Source organism: Acinetobacter sp. P1332, assembly GCF_044057475.1.
Taxonomy (GTDB): domain Bacteria; phylum Pseudomonadota; class Gammaproteobacteria; order Pseudomonadales; family Moraxellaceae; genus Acinetobacter; species Acinetobacter johnsonii.
This window is the reverse complement of sequence record NZ_CP171157.1, coordinates 158,580-176,064: the sequence shown is the minus strand read 5'-3', so window position 1 is coordinate 176,064 and position 17,485 is coordinate 158,580. Positions and strand designations below refer to the sequence as shown.

The window sequence follows — 17,485 nt, the reverse complement described above, 5'->3', positions numbered from 1 at the left end:
GTTACTCCCACCTGTTAAAGGTGTTGTTGTAGGTGTTCGAAAAATTGCTGAATCAACGCTTCATTACGAGAAAAATAAGACCATTGTCCATATTTTTCCACTTGAATTAAACCGGCCTGCTGTAAAACGGACAAATGGTTCGACATCGTCGATTGCGATACATTTCCCAACCGTTCGATATGACCTGCACATACGCCGCGTCTAAAGTCACCACATTCGTCACTCGATAAAAATTGTTCCGGTTTTTTTAACCATTCCAAAATTTGGCGACGCGTTGGATTAGCCAAGGCTTTAAAAATTAAATCTATATCCATACTCAAGACACGTTTAATGGGCAACAAAGCGTTGTCAGCTTGTTTTACTTAATATATCGCATTTTTTCGATTTTAATATCGATTTTTTTAGATATATTGTAAAATAATTGATAACACTTTGCTTTCATTCATCATTTAAATTACAAACCTTGTTTTAAGCTTGCTTCAATAAACTTATCAAGGTCACCATCTAGTACTGCACCAGTGTTGGAGTTTTCAACACCCGTACGTAAGTCTTTAATACGCGAGTCATCCAACACATAAGAACGAATCTGACTGCCCCAACCAATATCCGACTTCGAGTCTTCAAGTGCTTGAGCCGCTTCGTTACGTTTGCTCATTTCCAATTCATACAACTTCGCACGTAACTGTTTCCAAGCATGGTCACGGTTGGCATGTTGTGAACGTTGGTTCTGACACGCCACCACAATCCCTGTTGGCGCGTGGGTTAAACGTACCGCAGAGTCTGTTTTGTTAATGTGCTGACCACCTGCACCCGAAGCACGGTAAGTATCGGTACGCACGTCAGATGGGTTGATATCAATTTCAATGTTGTCATCGACTTCTGGCGAGACAAACACAGCAGAGAATGAGGTATGACGGCGGTTACCCGAGTCAAATGGCGATTTACGTACTAAGCGATGCACGCCCGATTCCGTACGTAACCAACCATAGGCATATTCACCTTCCACACGAATGGTTGCCGACTTAATCCCAGCCACATCTCCGTCGGATTCTTCCATCAATTCAGCTTTAAAACCATGACGTTCAATCCAGCGCATATACATACGCAGTAGCATTGAAGCCCAGTCTTGTGCTTCTGTCCCACCTGAACCGGCTTGAATTTCCACATAACATGGATTTGGGTCCATTGGGTTACTGAACATACGGCGGAATTCAAGCTTCGCCAACTCTTCTTCTGCAGAGGTCAATTCAGCCTGCACATCAGCCAACAGACTCTCATCATCAGCTTCGACTGCCAAATCAAGCATCGCTTGCGCATCTTCAAGCTGCGTTGCCAAACCATCTAACACATTTAAGACGTTTTCAAGTTCGCCTTTTTCTTTTGCCATGGCTTGTGCACGGCTTTGATCATTCCAAATCGCTGGGTCTTCTAATTCACGGAGAACCTCTTCTAAACGCTCTTTTTTCAGATCGTAGTCAAAGATACCCCCGTAATGTGAGACCACGGTCGTTTAAGTCTTTTAATTGGTTTAGATACGGATTAATTTCCACGTGAATTACTCTCAATCAATATAAAGCGAAAAATAGCCGCTGATTATATCACAGTCGACGGCTAGGATTATTCATCTCAAATTCGACAAAATTACACCCTTCTTTCTAGAGCTTAAAACTATTTAACCTCCAAAAAAGCATTCTCTTGAACCGCAATCAAGCTGCATATAAATACGAACCATCTCATAAAATACATACCTGAGAAGTGTTCTAAACATACAAACGGAATAAACATTTTGAGTTAAAATCGTTTGTAATAACATCAATAATTAGGAAATCCACAGAATCTACACAATTTTAATAAAACAAAACATTTAATTATTTCATTCTTATTTCAATAACTTAAATAAAAAATATTACATAAGTTTACGCTTGCAACAAAGCGGTAACTTTCCTTTGGTTGACGCTTTTTTATTTTGCCCTAGACTGAACTTGTAACAAAAAATTAATGAAATACAGTTCCACTTACGAGGGGTACATACCATGAAAAAATTAGCAATTGCTTCAGCATTACTTTCCGCTCTAGCGATCACAGGTACTGCACATGCATACCAAGCAGAAGTGGGTGCTTCAGCTGGCCTAATTGATCCAGACAACGGTAGTTCAAGCGGCTCTTTTGGCGTAGATGGCACATACTATTTCAACCCAGTTCAAACACGTAATGCGCCACTTGCAGAAGCAGCATTCTTAGACCGTGCAAGTAACGTTAACGCAAAATACCAATACGACGAAGTCGGTGATGATGAGCGTCATCGTTACGGCGTAGGTGCTGAAGTTTACATTCCTAACTCAGATTTCTATGTGAGTGGTAATGTTGGTCGCGACGATATGAAATTTGACCGTGGTGGCGATTTTGATGAGACCGTTTATGGCGCAGAAGTCGGTTATTTACCCGCACCAGGTTTATTAATTGCTGCGGGTCTAAAAGGCTATGACAACGATTATGACGACGGTGTCGATCCTACTCTTCGCGCTAAATATGTCACTTCTTTAAGCAATGGTAAAGACATTAACTTAGAAGCAGGCGCAGGTTTTGGTGATTTAGACGAATATAATCTTGCAGCAGATTACTTCATCGATAAAACCTTAAGTCTAGGTGTAGACTACTACAGTAAAGATCGTGACTACGGTGATACTAACGAATTTGGTATCAATGCACGTAAATTCTTTACCCCACAAGTCAGCCTTGAAGGCCGTGTTGGCTTTGGTGAAGTTGGCAACAACGACTACAACAAATTCGGTGTAGCTGCGAAATACCGTTTCTAAGACCATTCAATAAAACCTTACATGCAAAAAGCCCATTTTCGAATGGGCTTTTTGCCCTCTGATAAAGCATTGCTATAAATAAAGATTGACTCCCTGCTACTTTTTCGTACACTTCGTTACAACTGTCATAGAACAGTCATATTTTTATAACAAAGAGAGAACCTCTAAAATGCTTAAACAACTTGCACTTACTACCGCACTTATTGCGAGCTTCGGGACTGCACATGCTTACCAAGCAGAAATCAATGCAAACTACGAAAATACAAGCTTTGATGGTGACAGTGAAGACCTTGATACTTTTGGCATCAGTGGCAAGTACTACTTAAATGGAGTGAACACTAAAAATTCGCCACTTGCAGAGGCTGCTTTTTTAAGCAAAGCAAGCAACATTGGTCTTGGTTATGCGAACTCAAGTATTGATGAAGACGGCGCCGATTTAGAAATTGACACAGTCGGTTTAAATGGTGAATTTTTTATCCCAAACTCTCAATTTTATGTTTCTGGTAGCCTCAACCGCTCTGAAGTAACGGTTGAAAGTGAATTTGGTAAAGCATCAGATGATAATGTGGGTTATGCATTAGAAGCAGGTTACCTGCCTGTCGATGGGCTACTCATTGCGGCTGGTGTAGCCAAAGAAAATCTTGATCCAATGTATGTTTCAAAAAATGGCTTCATTGATACATTCTCAAATATCTCCGCAGTAGCAGACGATACAGCTGTGACCTTACGCGCTAAATATGTGACTCAAATTGGTAACTATTTTACCAATTTTGAAGGTGCAACATACTTTGGCGATGAAACTGCTTACCGCTTAGGTACCGATTTATATATCGATCCAACCTTAAGTGTTGGTGTTTCATTTATGGATACAACATTCGATGACTTTGACACTGTTTGGGCTGTTCGCGCGCAAAAATTCTTTACGCCTGCTATTGCTGTTGGCTTGAACTACACAACAACGGAAGATGCTGATTCATACGGTATCAATGGTACATTCCGCTTCTAATTGCAACTAAAATCTATTAAAAAAACCGCTCTATAGAGCGGTTTTTTTAATGTTGCTCTAAATGCAAAATGCGAAGTTGGACGCTGACATTGCCACGAAATTCATTTTTATCCAGCTCATAGACCAAACGAATTTGATGGTTCATCTCATTGAACTGGTATTTGTCCGCCGCATTAAAAGCAATGGCATCCACGACCTGTCCATTGTCTAAAGCAACACGTAATTTTAAATGCACTTCTTTCAGCCAGCGAAAATCTAAAATTTGAAAATTTCCTTCAAAAATAGGCGCTGGAAACTTTTGCCCCCATGGACTAATTTGCTGTAGAAGATCGACCGTTTCAACCTGAATATTTTCTGCTGCTAACTCACCATCGGTCCATAAAGTCGCCGTAAATAAACCTTCATCCTGAGCTGCCATCAGTGCTTCAAAGGCCTGCTTAAACTCTTCAAAATGGACTTTTTGAATGGTTAAACCCGCTGCCGCAGCATGCCCACCAAAGTGGCTGACCAAATGTGGATTTTGCTCAGCAACACACTCAATGGCATCGCGAATATGGATTCCTTCAATCGAGCGGGCAGAACCTTTGATATGTATCCCATCTTCATCTGCGGCAAATACAATACTTGGCCTGTGAAACTGTTCTTTTAAACGCCCTGCAACAATGCCAATCACCCCTTGATGCCAATGCGGCTCGAACATAATTAAAGCCGCAGGTAAGACCGTATCATCCAGTTGAATTTGATCCAAGGCTATTAAGGCCTCTTGTTTCATCGTGGTTTCAACTTGACGACGTTCCACATTCAACTGATTCAGTTGTTCTGCCAATGGATAGGCAGAGGCAAAGTCCTGTGCCAATAGACATTCAATCCCGATATCCATGGTTTCCATACGACCTGCCGCATTAATACGTGGTCCCAGTACAAACCCCAAATCTTGCGCTTTTAAACTTGCAGCCTCTCGCCCCGCAATCTCCAGTAGAGCACTAATGCCGGGACGACATAAATGTTGTTGAATGCGCTTCAGGCCAACATCGACCAAGATGCGATTGTTATAGTCAAGACTCGCAACATCGGCATAGGTGCCTAAGGCCACCAAATCCAAATACTGACTCATGAGTGCCGAGGACTTATGCAGTTTTTTACGATAGGTCGATAAGTTGGCCAAGACATAAAAGGCCACGCCCACCCCAGCTAAGGCTTTACTTGGAAAATCACACCCCAACTGGTTCGGATTCACTACCGCTTGGGCACTGGGAGTCGGTTTGGTGGTCAAATGGTGATCGGTAATAATCACCTGCATACCATGATCTTGCGCTTGTTTCACGCCGTCATGACTGGAAATACCATTATCAACGGTAATCAATAAATCAGGTGTAAAGCTGGTAAATGCTAAATCCGCAATCGCAGGCGTTAAGCCATAACCATATTTAAAGCGATCTGGAACCAGATACTCTACCTGCGCCCCCATTTTTCGCAAAGCCAAGATCATTAAAGCGGTGCTAGTTGCACCATCTGCATCATAATCACCCACAATCACGATTTTGTGTTGCTGATCAATTGCAGCATCCATCAACTGAATCGCTTCATTTAAGCCTTTCAGACTAGGGGCCAGTAAATGCTTGAGCTTTAACTCCAGCTCCTGCGTTGACGCCACCCCACGACGGGCTAAAATTTCTGCAATAAACGCAGGAATGTCCTGAAATAATTCAGGACGGGTAATGAAGGGTCTTTGCTTAATTTGAATGGCTGACATTTATGGCATCAAACGCTTCAGCATCCAGACATCTTGCTGTTTTTCATAACTTAAACGGTCATGTAAACGGTTCGGACGCCCTTGCCAAAACTCATAATAGTCAGGCTCAAGGCGGTAACCACCCCAAAAGACAGGTTTATTCAGTTCTGATTTACCTTCAACTTGGCTTTGCAATTGCTCAAAACGTTGTTGCAATACCTCACGGCTTTCAATCACACCACTTTGTGGTGTACTGATATGTGCTGCAATTTGACTATCTCGTGGACGCTTATGATAGTAGTCCGTCGATTCTGCTTCAGAAATTTTGACCACTTTACCGCCAATGCGAATCTGACGTTCCTGCTCTTGCCAATAAAACAATAACTCTGCATATGGGTTTTCTGCCAGATCCTTGCCTTTTTGACTGTCATAATTGGTATAAAAATCATACCCTGCTTCAGTTGCACCGCGCAGCAATACCGTTCGTACATGCGGCCGACCCTGCACACTTGCTGTCGCCAATGACATAGCATAAGGTTCGTGCAGTTGTGCTTCTAAAGCATGATTAAACCAAATCAAGAACTGAGCATGTGGATGGGTTTCTACTCGATCTTCATGCAGCTCGCCTTTTTGATAACTTAAACGAAGCTCACTGAGATCTTTAATTAAATCACTCATTTCTTCACTCCCTATTAAGCTGCATTCGCACGTACAGCATCAGCTAATGTATGGGCTAAAGTGCTGACTTCATCGAGGTCATCCCCTTCCACCATGACACGAATCACAGGCTCAGTACCTGATTTACGAATCAACAAACGACCACGACCTTTGAGTTGTTGCTCGGCTTTATCAAATTCAGCCACCAAAGCAGGCACCGCATAAGGGTCAAACATCGCCTCTAAACGTACATTCACCAGCACATTCGGTAGAAGCTTAAAGTCAGCAACCAATTCATGCAGTGCTTTCTTCTGCTCGACCATCACGGTAAGGACTTGTAGAGCCGCAATAATGGCATCACCAGTGGTACTTTTATCCAAGGTTAAGATATGCCCTGATGGCTCACCGCCAATCACCCAGCCTTTTTCTTCTAGACCTTGTAATACATAGCGATCACCCACTTTGGCACGTAATAACCCTACACCGGCTTTTTCCAAAGCCAGCTCTAAAGCCATATTTGACATTAAGGTACCCACTATTCCAGCAGGTTTTTTAGCGCTCTGTGTCGCCAAGATATATAAAATATGGTCGCCATCAATTAGCTTGCCATCTTTATCCACCAAAATAACACGGTCTGCATCCCCATCAAAAGCGATGCCCAAATCTGCACCACTTTCAACTACAGCTTGTTGCAAACTTTCAGGGTGTGTTGAACCACATTGCTCATTGATATTTACACCGTTAGGCTCATTATGAATGGCAATGACCTTGGCGCCGAGCTCACGAAAGACCGATGGACCCACGTTATATGCAGCACCATTGGCACAATCCACCACAATGGTTAAATCATTCAAGTCTAAATGGTATGGAAATGTGGATTTACAAAACTCGATGTAACGCCCATTGGCATCTTTTACGCGGACACTTTTACCCAAGTTTGCCGTGTCTTCAATCACTAATTCTTTTTCAAGTTCTTGATTAATTTCTTCTTGAATAGCATCTGGTAGTTTCTTACCTTCACTGGAAAAGAACTTGATCCCATTATCAAAATAAGGATTATGTGATGCTGAAATCACAATGCCCAAACTTGCATGTAAAGCACGGGTCAAATGAGCAATCGCTGGGGTTGGCAATGGGCCTAGTAAATGTACATACACCCCTGCTGCGTTTAAACCCGCTTGTAATGCTGACTCTAAAATATAACCCGATAAACGTGTGTCTTTACCGAGTACCACCAATGGTTTTGATTTTTTACTGTGGCGTTTTAAAACTTTCCCTGCGGCAAAGCCTAACTTAAGGGCAAATTCAGGGGTAATAGGGAGGACGCCAAACTTACCGCGAATACCATCGGTACCAAAATAACTCATATTTTACTCACTTCTTAATGGTGATCTAAATCATCACTTTTTACTGACATCACTTTACACCAAAACGAAAAAGCCGTCATAAAAATGACGGCTTTTACTTTGAACAATTGGTATAGCTGAATTAGCCCACGCGATAGTTCGGCGCTTCTTTGGTAATCGTTACGTCATGAACATGTGACTCAGACATACCTGCCGAAGTAATTTTCACAAACTTCGCATTTTGACGAAGATCTTCAATCACAGATGAACCCGTATAACCCATAGAAGAACGTAAACCGCCCATCATTTGGTGCACAATGTTGCCCATTGGTCCTTTGTATGGCACACGACCTTCGATACCTTCAGGAACAAGTTTCTCAGCACCTGCTTTAGAGTCTTGGAAATAACGATCCGCAGAACCTGTTGCGCCTGCCATCGCGCCCAATGAACCCATACCACGATACGCTTTATAGTAACGACCTTGGAAGAATTCCACTTCACCTGGCGCTTCTTCAGTCCCGGCAAGGAGTGAACCGACCATAATCGTACTCGCACCCGCGCCAATCGCTTTCGCCATGTCACCAGAGAAACGAATACCACCATCGGCGATCAATGGAATTTGATCTTTCAGTGCATTGGCAACGCTATCAATCGCAGAAATCTGCGGCATACCAATACCCGCCACAATACGAGTGGTACAAATTGAACCTGGGCCGATACCGACTTTGACCGCATCTGCGCCTGCATCAAGGAGTGCCAATGCAGCATCACCTGTTGCAATATTACCGCCAATCACTTGGACTTGTGGGTAATTCGCTTTCACCCAACGTACACGCTCGATCACACCCGCAGAGTGACCATGCGCCGTATCTACGACAATCGCATCTACACCCGCTTCAACCAAAGCTTCTACACGGCTTGGTGTTTCTACACCTGTACCGACGGCAGCACCCACGCGTAAGCGACCAAGGTCATCTTTACAGCTACTTGGATAACTTTCCGCTTTACGGAAGTCAGTGACTGTAATTAAACCTTTGAGTTCGTTGTGTTCACCAACAACCAAAACTTTTTCAATGCGGTGCTTTTGCAGTAAAGCTTGAATATTTTCTTTCGACTCACCTTCACGAACCGTCACGAGACGATCTTGACCGGTCATAATGTTGCTTACAGGTTGCTCAAGGTTCGTTTCAAAGCGTGTATCGCGACCTGTGACAATACCGACCACTTTGCCATCTTTCACAACAGGTACACCGCTGATGTTGTTGGCTTGAGTAATCGAGATCAATTCGCGCACTGTAGTTTCAGGTGTCACAGTGATTGGATCTTTCACCATTCCTGCTTCAAATTTTTTCACACGACGGACTTCTGCAGCTTGTGCAGCAATATCCATGTTCTTGTGCAAAATACCAATACCACCGTTTTGCGCCATCGCAATCGCCATACGTGATTCAGTCACCGTATCCATTGCTGCTGAAACAAGGGGGATATTTAAATTAATGCCGCGCGTGAATCGTGTCTTTAATGAGACATCTTTTGGGAGAACAGTAGAATAGGCAGGGAGTAATAGGACATCATCAAAAGTTAACGCGTCTTGAACGATGGTCAACATGGCAGTCTCACTGGTAATTTCCGTGCGCTATTATAAACAAATATGAACTTAAATTTCATTTCAATTGAAAATTTATTTTTTTATCTTAGAAAATAAAGTGATAAAACCCATATTTTATTTGAGACCTTCATTTTTACCTTTATTTTTTTATTTCTTGTTTTGAGATGGATTCAATTGATGTTCAAAACTAAAAAGCAGAGCCTTGACTCTGCTTTTACTGATTAACACACTTGATCAAAACCTTCATCATTGACTGCAATGCTCGCTTCCAATTGCACAAATGGAATCATATTGTGCGCACGTCGCGCTTTGTTGCATTGATCATCAGCAATTTGAACTTCTTTACATGAAGAGCTACGCTGTTCATACATCCCACAACTCACGTGCTCACCAATGGTACCTTGCAGTGCGATACAGCGTGGGCTGGCTTGATTGGTTCCAGCCATACATGAATACACAGCCGTCACTGGCTCTGTGTAATGTTCAGGCATGGAGATGCCTTCAGCCCAGTAAAATGAGACTCTAAAAAAGGCACAACATGCCCCGCAGCTTAAACATGCATCTTCCGTTGGAACTTGAGACAACATCCTTTATATTCTCATTTTCAAAAACTTTTTTTGGAAGAAAATATTAAAAAAATTGTGGTTGCCAAACAAGCAAAATTTACGACTATTTTGTCACTTAAGTTGGACAGGTAAAAACACTCTCATCCATCAAGTCTGTACCGCACTCCAAAGTCTCAATCCAATCTAAAAATTGATGAATCTGCTCTTGCCCAATAAACGGTGTACCATGCTGCGGCACAATCATTTCGACATCCATGGTGCGGACCATATTGACCCATAAACGAATCACTTTGTTATTGCACATATAGCGCTGATGAAACCCTTTCATTTTAGGAATATGCGCAGCAAAGTTTTCCAAAGGTTTTGAGGCATCATCCACCATCGATGCCCCCATATCGCCTGAAAATAGAATCTTGGCAATTGGGTCATAAAACTGAAAATTGCCTACCGAATGTAGAAAATGGGCAGGCACAGCAATAATGGAGGATTGTCCCAACGTAATCACTTGACCGTGATCAGGTAATTCCACCAATCGGTCCAACCAGTTACCTTTCATCCGCTCACTCATAAAGGCAGAGTTCAAGTGAGGTAAAAAGCGTGCCCAAAGTTTAGAAGCCACCACTTTCGCTTCGGTATAGACCAACCAACGCGGCATTGAGGTAATAATGTCAGGGTCTTGATGTGAGGCCATCACAAGATCAAGATTGGTCAAACGGGTATATTTATTCAACTCCATGGTCAGCGGCACATAGGTTAAATCACCACCTGGATCTAAGACCGCAGCACGCTCATGGTCAATAATTAAAAACTGATTTGCCTGTACACCCTCGCCTTTGACCAAGCTGGTAAAGCTAATACACTTATGTGTGCCATCATCATATAAAACCTGTGACGTTGTGCGGTCAAATGCCATGTCGATCCCCTCAAAATGCTGTTTTTCTTAAAAGACTTTTTAATACCTACAACATATATGGATTTACACAAACTTACAATGCATTTGCGACCAACATCATTTGATATATCAATAAATTGAAGATCATTTTTCCATAAAAAATCCCGATTTTTTAAGTCGGGATTCTTATTTTCTACGGTGAATTAAAAGAAATAATGCTGTACAAGTGTAGCAACACCAATGACCAAGAAAATGGCCGCACCAATTTTATGAATTAAGGCAATTGGCAACTTGGTCGCCAACTTATCGCCAATGAAGACCGCTGGCGCATTGGCCAACATCATCCCGAAAGTCGTACCCAACATCACCCAAACAATACTGTCAAAACGTGCTGCTAAAGCCACGGTAGCAATTTGAGTTTTATCTCCAATTTCGGCCAAGAAGAACAACACAAATGTTGCGCCAAATACCCCTAGTTTCTGCCATTTCTTAATGCTGCCTGACTCATCATCCAACTGATCAGGAATTAACATCCAACCCGCCATAGCAATGAAACCAATCGAGAGAATCCAGATCAGCGCATCGGGGCTTAAAACTGTGGTGATCCATTGGCCTAAAACAGCAGAGACGCCATGGTTAATAATGGTCGCCAGCAAAATAGCCAATAGAATTGGGACGGGTTTACGGAAACGTGCAGCAAGTAACAATGCGAGCAGTTGGGTCTTATCGCCCATTTCAGCTAAAGCCACGATGGCTGTGGAGAGGAGGAATTCATACATGATGTCTTTCTCTGGCTAGCATAACAAATACCAATGACTCACCGCTCCTGCTAGCCAAAATCTGCAGAGTGGTAAATCAAAGGTCTTGCCAACAAAAGAAAGCTCTTTAGAAGCTCATTTGGTTCTTTGCTATGATGACCATGCTCGTTTTAGAGCAAATATGTTGATCATCACCTGTTCTGAAGAACAGCGGCTACTCCCCAATGAAGTAACACCATGTTAGGCGAAAATATGTTTTTTGGCAATCTATAAATACAAAAGACCCTGCCGAAGCAGAGTCTTTATTGAGGTATTTTTGCAGTGCTTCCAGCCGCTATTTTTCTCTTTTGAGAAGAGAAATCAACAGGGCAAAAACCTAGATCATCAGATCAGTAAAGTACGGATGTCTTTCAGTAACTTCGTCAGCTTATTAGTAAAGCGCGCTGCATCCGCCCCATTGATCACACGGTGATCATAAGACAGAGATAACGGCAACATCAGTTTCGGATCAAAACCTTGACCATTCCATACTGGTTGCATCGTCGCTGGAGAAATTCCCAAAATCGCGACTTGTGGCCAGTTCACCAATGGTGTAAATGCCGTACCACCAATTGCACCTAAGCTTGAAATGGTGAAGTTTGCACCTTGTAGATCTTTCGGCGAAAGCTTCTTATCACGTGCTTTCTGACCCAATACACCAAGCTCCACCGCAATGTCTTTAATCGATTTCTGGTCTGGATTACGTAATACAGGAACGGTTAAACCATCTGGTGTTGCTACAGCAATGCCCATATGGATTTCGTTACGCAAGAGTACAGACTTGCCATCATCAGCCAAGTGACCAGCAAAATCACGTTCTTCTTTGAGTAAATGCGCAACAGCTTTAATAATGAACGCCATAATGGTCAAGCTAATACCATCTTTCTTAAAGTTACCTTTAAGATCATTACGCCAAGCTTCAAGTTCAGTAATATCTGCCAAATCAAACTGAGTTACTTGCGGAATATAGTTGTTTAAAGACAACTGCGGAATAGAGACTTGTTGCAGACGTGTCAGCACTTTCTCTTCTACACCACCAAATGCACTAAAGTCAGGCAGTTTCGGTAAGCCCGCAGCAGCAGCCGTCACAGCAGGTGCAGTTTGTGGTGCTGTTAAACGACCTTTCACATAAGCAAAAAGGTCATCTTTCATTAAACGTGCATGCGGCCCAGAAGCTTTGACTTCTGCCAGCACCACGCCCAATTCACGCGCCAGTTTACGTACTGCAGGACCCGCGTAAACTTTAGCATTGGCTGCATTTTGTTCTTTGGTCAGCTTATCTGCACCTTGAGCTGCTGGTGCAGCCTGTACAGTAGATGCCACCACTGGTGTAGTTGCAGCTGGAGCTGCTGTAGGTTTTGCTGGTGTCTGAACAATCCCTTGAGCCACTGGTGCAGGGGCTTGACCCTCAGCCTCAATGGTCACCAAAGCCACACCTTCCGATACATTTTGTCCCAATGCAACATGAATGGCTTTAATCACACCCGCTGTTGTGCTTGGTACTTCAACCGTTGCTTTGTCTGATTCAACCACGATGATACTTTGGTCTTTTTCAACCGTATCACCTACTGACATCAAAATTTCAGCAACAGTCGCTTTGTCTACACCCAAGTCAGGCACTGCAATTTCAACCGCACCCGCAGGCGCAGCAGCAGCTTGTGGCGCTGCTTCAGCAGACTGAGCTTCAGAGGTTTGAGGTGCTGCAACTGGCGTAGGTTCAGCAGTCACTGGTGCAACTGACGCTGCTGTTTTTACAGTCAGAATCACCACACCTTCTTTAACACTATCACCAACTTGAACGCTAATTGATTCCACTGTGCCTGAAATCGTACTCGGGACTTCCACAGTCGCTTTGTCTGACTCAACCACAAGGATGCTTTGATCAACGTCAATTTGGTCGCCAACCGACACCAAAATTTCACCAACGGTTGCTTTTTCCACACCAATGTCTGGTACTTGCACATCAATCACTTGTGATGCTGTAGTCGCAGCTGGTGAAGTCGTTTCAGCAACAGCAGCGGGTGCAGGCTTTTCTTCAACTTGAACAGCTTCAGCCTGTACTTGTGCCGCTGACGCTTCAGTTTGCCCCTCGGCTTCCAGCTCAATCAGCGCTGCACCTTCAGCAACCGAGTCACCTAAGTTTACTAAAATGCTTTTAACAACGCCTGCTGAAGTGCTTGGCACTTCAACAGATGCTTTGTCTGATTCTAATAGAACGACACTGTCATCAACCGCAATGGTGTCGCCAACTTTGACCAAAATTTCAGCAACAACGGCTTTATCTACACCAATATCAGGAGTTGTAATTTGCATACTTATTTCTCCTCTTTGTAGTCAGCTACAGCGTGTACAGATGGCGTTGCTTGAGGAGCCCAAGCTACTGGACGGTCCGTATCTAATTCAAATGTAGAGATGGCATCTTTCACTAAGCGTGCATCCACTTCACCTTCATCAGCCAATTTTTTCAGTGTAGCAACAACAATATGCGCTGCATCTACACCAAAGTAACTACGTAATTTAGCGCGTGAATCTGAACGACCATAACCATCTGTACCCAATGCTACGAATGGACGGTTGTCTGGAAGATATGCACGAATTTGTTCGCTATAAGCACGCATATGATCTGTTGCAGAAACCACGATACCTTCTGTACCGCGCAGTTGCTCAGTCACCCAAGCCTCTTTCACATTCTCGCTCATTGGATGCAAGCGGTTATATTCTTCACATGCCATACCATCACGTGCAAGTTCATTGAAACTTGTTACGCTAAATACATTTGAATGGATTTGGTATTCATCACGTAAGATTTGAGCAGCTTTAATGACTTCACGCAGAATCACACCTGAACCCATCAACTGAACAGTGGCTTTTTCATCTTTTTGAAGTAAGTACATACCACGTTTAATGCCTTCTTCAGCACCTTGTGGCATTTCAGGATGCTCGTAGTTTTCGTTCATTACCGTTAAGTAATAGAAAATACGCTCTTGGTTCACGTACATACGCTGTAAACCATCATGCACAATAACTGCTAATTCATAACCAAAACATGGGTCATACGACACACAGTTCGGAATCGTATTGGCTAAAATATGCGAGTGACCATCTTGGTGTTGTAAACCTTCACCGTTTAGCGTGGTACGACCTGCTGTTGCACCCAATAAGAAACCTTGTGCTTGTGCATCACCTGCAGCCCATGCAATGTCGCCAATACGCTGAAAACCAAACATAGAGTAGTACATGTACATTGGAATCATGGGTAAGTTATTGGTTGAATAACTGGTTGCCAATGCTGCCCAAGCGCTCATTGCACCTGCTTCGTTAATGCCTTCTTGAAGCATATGACCATCTTTTGCTTCACGGTAATGCATCAACTGTTCTTGGTCTTCAGGCGTGTAATGCTGACCATTGGCTGCATAAATACCTAACTGACGGAACATACCTTCTAGACCGAAAGTACGTGCTTCATCAGGAACGATTGGCACAACACGGTCTTTAATTGCTTTTTCTTTTAACAATGCAGCAATTAAACGAACCATCACCATGGTGGTTGATTGTTCTTTGCCTTGTGAGCCTTTTAATACTGCATCAAAGACAGAAAGTTCTGGAATAGCCAACTGTTCACTTTCTTTGCGACGTGCAGGCAAATAACCACCTAGTGCTTCACGACGTGCCTTCATATATTTCAATTCAGGCGAGTTTTCGCTTGGACGATAGAAAGGCACTTCTTCTAATTGCTCATCGTTAAATGGCAAATTGAAGCGATCACGTACATATTTTAAAGATTCGATTTGCATCTTTTTGATTTGATGCGTTTTGTTTACTGCTTCAATTTCATCAGACAAACCATAACCTTTTACAGTTTTCGCTAAGATTACAGTTGGTTGACCTTTGGCTGTACATGCTTCTGCATAGGCTGCAAAAACTTTGTACGGGTCATGACCACCACGATTTAGATTATCAATATCTTCATCGCTTAAATCTTTAATCAACTCAGCCGCTTCTGGGTATTTACCAAAGAATTTTTCGCGTGCATATGCACCGCCCTTCACTTGTAAGCGTTGGTATTCGCCATCCAGTGTTTCTTCCATAACCGCTTTTAAAGCACCAGTGCTGTCTTTAGCCAGTAGTGGGTCCCAATGACGACCCCAAACCACTTTAATGACACGCCAGCCCGCACCACGGAATAAAGATTCTAATTCTTGAATAATTTTACCGTTACCACGTACTGGACCGTCTAGACGCTGTAAGTTACAGTTTACAACCCAAATGAGATTGTCTAATTTTTCACGACCCGCAAGTGAAATTGCACCTGTGCTTTCTGGCTCATCCATCTCACCATCGCCAAGGTATGCCCAAACTTTGCGATTTTCTTCTTTAATCAAACCACGATTCATCAAATATTTTTGAATATGTGCTTGGTAAATCGACATGATTGGGCCAAGACCCATCGATACCGTTGGGAACTGCCAATAATCAGGCATTAAGTATGGATGCGGATAAGAAGGTAAGCCAACACCGTCCACTTCGCGACGGAAATTGTTTAGATGCTCTTCAGTCAAACGACCTTCAAGGAATGAACGCGCATAGATTCCTGGCGCACAGTGACCTTGATAATAGATCATGTCACCGCCAAAGCTATCACTATTCGCGCGGAAGAAATGGTTAAAACCCACATCATATAATGTTGCTGAAGATGCAAAACTTGCCAAGTGACCACCTAAGTCATCACCCGTTTTATTGGCACGGAGTACCATCGCTAAGGCGTTCCAACGAATCAACGCACGGATACGACGCTCCATGTCTTGATCGCCTGGCATTGCAGGTTCTTCAGCCACTGAAATTGTATTTAAATAAGGCGTGTTTAAACGCTGAATAGGGACATGTTTAGCGATTGCTTGTTGATACAGTTTTTCTAGTAGAAAAGCTGCACGCTCAGTCCCCATGTGTTGTAAAACGGAGTCAAACGCATCTTGCCATTCTTGCGTTTCTTGCGCGTCAGTATCACCATAAAACGCCATAATTCACCTATTTCGATATCCTAATCTTATACGCTAATATGTATCATACTTTCGTCCTATAAGAGTATCGCTACAGCTGAATATGGCTGAGCCCTACTATTTAGCAACTAAATAGTCATTGACTATTCGTTACCCAAGATAACAAAAAACCGCCAATTTAGGCGGTTTTTTATACATTTAATGGTGTTTTTTGATGCTAACTTAGATTCCGTCAGAGCTGTATTCCTTTTTCAAGCATCAAACCAATGGTAAGTTCGGATCATCCGATCAAATCGGATTAAGGCAACATTGCTAGATAAGTCGATGGGTTTTTGCGTTGACCATCTTTAACTACTTCATAGTGTAAATGTGGACCAGTACAACGACCTGTACAACCAACATTGGCAATATGTTCACCCGCGTCTACACGGTCTCCAACACGAGCAATTAAACGTGATGCATGGGCATAGCGCGTGATGTAACCATTGCCATGGTTAATTTCAACGTATTGACCATAACCCGTACCCCAACCTGACTTGGTCACAATCCCTGGACCTGTCGCATAAATCGGTGTACCGCTTGGCGCAGCAAGATCTAGACCTGAGTGGCGCTCAGCACGACCATTCATAGTACGGCCGCCGTAACTTGAGCTCACACGTGCGCTTGGAAGTGGATGTGTCACTAACCACGAATATGCATTATTTGAAAAACTTTTTGCAGAGAATTCTGAACCGTATTTTTTCGCCAGTGAAGCGTTGTTAAGTTCAACCGTTTTTTCACGGAGCTGAACGGTCATTTTTGTTTCGGCAGGAACATCAATATCATTAGATTCAGTATAAGCACCTTCTGATAAAGTGCGTGTCAATTGCTCAATTCGATCCGAAGATGCATTATTTGTATTGAGTTCTACCAAATCAGCGAAGGCTACTGAAGCAGCCGATGCCGCAAAAGAAAAAGCCAACAAAATACGTCTCATATGCATAAAAAACCTCTTAAAACTGCTCTTACGAGTGTTTCTTGCGTGATCTCGTCCTTGATATCTACCGAAAGAAGCGCATAAGATTAAG

The 17,485-nt window shown here is 43.0% G+C and carries 14 protein-coding genes and 1 riboswitch; of the genes, 2 read left to right on the top strand and 12 right to left on the bottom strand.

Annotated features, from left to right (window positions below; genetic code table 11):
- Positions 1–14: 14 nt before the first annotated feature.
- Both ACFN7Z_RS00740 and prfB read right to left on the bottom strand, forming a co-directional pair.
- Entirely contained in the window at positions 15–314 is a 300-nt protein-coding gene (locus ACFN7Z_RS00740; RefSeq protein ID WP_063454404.1) for a helix-turn-helix transcriptional regulator, read from the bottom strand.
- A gap of 140 nt (positions 315–454) precedes the next feature.
- A protein-coding gene (prfB, locus tag ACFN7Z_RS00735; RefSeq protein ID WP_100222790.1) for a peptide chain release factor 2 occupies positions 455–1,550 on the bottom strand; the annotation gives its coding sequence in 2 pieces (ribosomal slippage) (positions 455–1,477 and positions 1,479–1,550; 1,095 coding nt in all).
- A 483-nt stretch (positions 1,551–2,033) separates the two neighbouring features.
- Between prfB and ACFN7Z_RS00730 the strand changes: the two genes are divergently transcribed.
- A complete protein-coding gene (locus ACFN7Z_RS00730; protein WP_063454403.1) occupies positions 2,034–2,816 on the top strand; it encodes a putative porin in 783 nt (260 codons plus the stop codon).
- Positions 2,817–2,985: 169 nt separating this feature from the next.
- Complete coding sequence (locus tag ACFN7Z_RS00725) at positions 2,986–3,822, top strand: putative porin (RefSeq protein ID WP_058951542.1); 837 nt, start codon at positions 2,986–2,988, stop codon at positions 3,820–3,822.
- Between the two features lie 46 nt (positions 3,823–3,868).
- On the opposite strand, the gene recJ is transcribed toward ACFN7Z_RS00725, so the two are convergent.
- From recJ to ACFN7Z_RS00675, 10 genes are all read right to left on the bottom strand, one after another.
- Positions 3,869–5,575, bottom strand: a complete 1,707-nt coding sequence (gene recJ / locus ACFN7Z_RS00720; RefSeq protein ID WP_058951541.1) for a single-stranded-DNA-specific exonuclease RecJ — start codon at positions 5,573–5,575, stop codon at positions 3,869–3,871.
- Positions 5,576–6,232 carry a pyridoxamine 5'-phosphate oxidase gene (gene pdxH / locus ACFN7Z_RS00715; protein WP_058951540.1) on the bottom strand — a complete coding sequence of 219 codons (657 nt, stop codon included), beginning with the start codon at positions 6,230–6,232 and terminating at the stop codon, positions 5,576–5,578.
- A 14-nt stretch (positions 6,233–6,246) separates the two neighbouring features.
- The gene (gene glmM / locus ACFN7Z_RS00710) at positions 6,247–7,578 is read right to left on the bottom strand and encodes a phosphoglucosamine mutase (protein ID WP_201706901.1); all 1,332 of its coding nucleotides are present in this window, start codon (positions 7,576–7,578) and stop codon (positions 6,247–6,249) included.
- Between the two features lie 121 nt (positions 7,579–7,699).
- Positions 7,700–9,166, bottom strand: a complete 1,467-nt coding sequence (guaB, locus tag ACFN7Z_RS00705) for an IMP dehydrogenase (RefSeq protein ID WP_004691717.1) — start codon at positions 9,164–9,166, stop codon at positions 7,700–7,702.
- Positions 9,167–9,387: 221 nt separating this feature from the next.
- Positions 9,388–9,753 carry a YkgJ family cysteine cluster protein gene (locus ACFN7Z_RS00700; RefSeq protein ID WP_058951538.1) on the bottom strand — a complete coding sequence of 122 codons (366 nt, stop codon included), beginning with the start codon at positions 9,751–9,753 and terminating at the stop codon, positions 9,388–9,390.
- A 94-nt stretch (positions 9,754–9,847) separates the two neighbouring features.
- Positions 9,848–10,645: an MBL fold metallo-hydrolase gene (locus ACFN7Z_RS00695; protein ID WP_205667462.1), complete on the bottom strand. Its 798-nt coding sequence runs from the start codon at positions 10,643–10,645 to the stop codon at positions 9,848–9,850.
- A gap of 182 nt (positions 10,646–10,827) precedes the next feature.
- Positions 10,828–11,403, bottom strand: coding sequence for a TMEM165/GDT1 family protein (locus tag ACFN7Z_RS00690; RefSeq protein ID WP_058951537.1), 576 nt, complete (start codon positions 11,401–11,403; stop codon positions 10,828–10,830).
- A 75-nt stretch (positions 11,404–11,478) separates the two neighbouring features.
- Positions 11,479–11,617: riboswitch (yybP-ykoY riboswitch) on the bottom strand.
- Between the two features lie 149 nt (positions 11,618–11,766).
- On the bottom strand, positions 11,767–13,734 hold the full coding sequence (locus ACFN7Z_RS00685) for a 2-oxo acid dehydrogenase subunit E2 (protein ID WP_058951536.1): 1,968 nt from the start codon (positions 13,732–13,734) through the stop codon (positions 11,767–11,769).
- Positions 13,735–13,736: 2 nt separating this feature from the next.
- A complete protein-coding gene (gene aceE, locus ACFN7Z_RS00680; RefSeq protein ID WP_058951535.1) occupies positions 13,737–16,439 on the bottom strand; it encodes a pyruvate dehydrogenase (acetyl-transferring), homodimeric type in 2,703 nt (900 codons plus the stop codon).
- A gap of 277 nt (positions 16,440–16,716) precedes the next feature.
- Entirely contained in the window at positions 16,717–17,400 is a 684-nt protein-coding gene (locus ACFN7Z_RS00675) for a M23 family metallopeptidase (RefSeq protein ID WP_004691723.1), read from the bottom strand.
- Between the last annotated feature and the right edge of the window lie 85 nt (positions 17,401–17,485).

Coding starts and splice junctions, on each gene's coding strand:
- glmM (WP_201706901.1), bottom strand. CDS start 7,578: ATGAGTTATTTTGGTACCGATGGTATTCGCGGTAAGTTTGGCGTCCTC.
- ACFN7Z_RS00740 (WP_063454404.1), bottom strand. CDS start 314: ATGGATATAGATTTAATTTTTAAAGCCTTGGCTAATCCAACGCGTCGC.
- ACFN7Z_RS00730 (WP_063454403.1), top strand. CDS start 2,034: ATGAAAAAATTAGCAATTGCTTCAGCATTACTTTCCGCTCTAGCGATC.
- ACFN7Z_RS00690 (WP_058951537.1), bottom strand. CDS start 11,403: ATGTATGAATTCCTCCTCTCCACAGCCATCGTGGCTTTAGCTGAAATG.
- ACFN7Z_RS00685 (WP_058951536.1), bottom strand. CDS start 13,734: ATGCAAATTACAACTCCTGATATTGGTGTAGATAAAGCCGTTGTTGCT.
- ACFN7Z_RS00700 (WP_058951538.1), bottom strand. CDS start 9,753: ATGTTGTCTCAAGTTCCAACGGAAGATGCATGTTTAAGCTGCGGGGCA.
- pdxH (WP_058951540.1), bottom strand. CDS start 6,232: ATGAGTGATTTAATTAAAGATCTCAGTGAGCTTCGTTTAAGTTATCAA.
- aceE (WP_058951535.1), bottom strand. CDS start 16,439: ATGGCGTTTTATGGTGATACTGACGCGCAAGAAACGCAAGAATGGCAA.
- guaB (WP_004691717.1), bottom strand. CDS start 9,166: ATGTTGACCATCGTTCAAGACGCGTTAACTTTTGATGATGTCCTATTA.
- ACFN7Z_RS00695 (WP_205667462.1), bottom strand. CDS start 10,645: ATGGCATTTGACCGCACAACGTCACAGGTTTTATATGATGATGGCACA.
- ACFN7Z_RS00675 (WP_004691723.1), bottom strand. CDS start 17,400: ATGCATATGAGACGTATTTTGTTGGCTTTTTCTTTTGCGGCATCGGCT.
- recJ (WP_058951541.1), bottom strand. CDS start 5,575: ATGTCAGCCATTCAAATTAAGCAAAGACCCTTCATTACCCGTCCTGAA.
- ACFN7Z_RS00725 (WP_058951542.1), top strand. CDS start 2,986: ATGCTTAAACAACTTGCACTTACTACCGCACTTATTGCGAGCTTCGGG.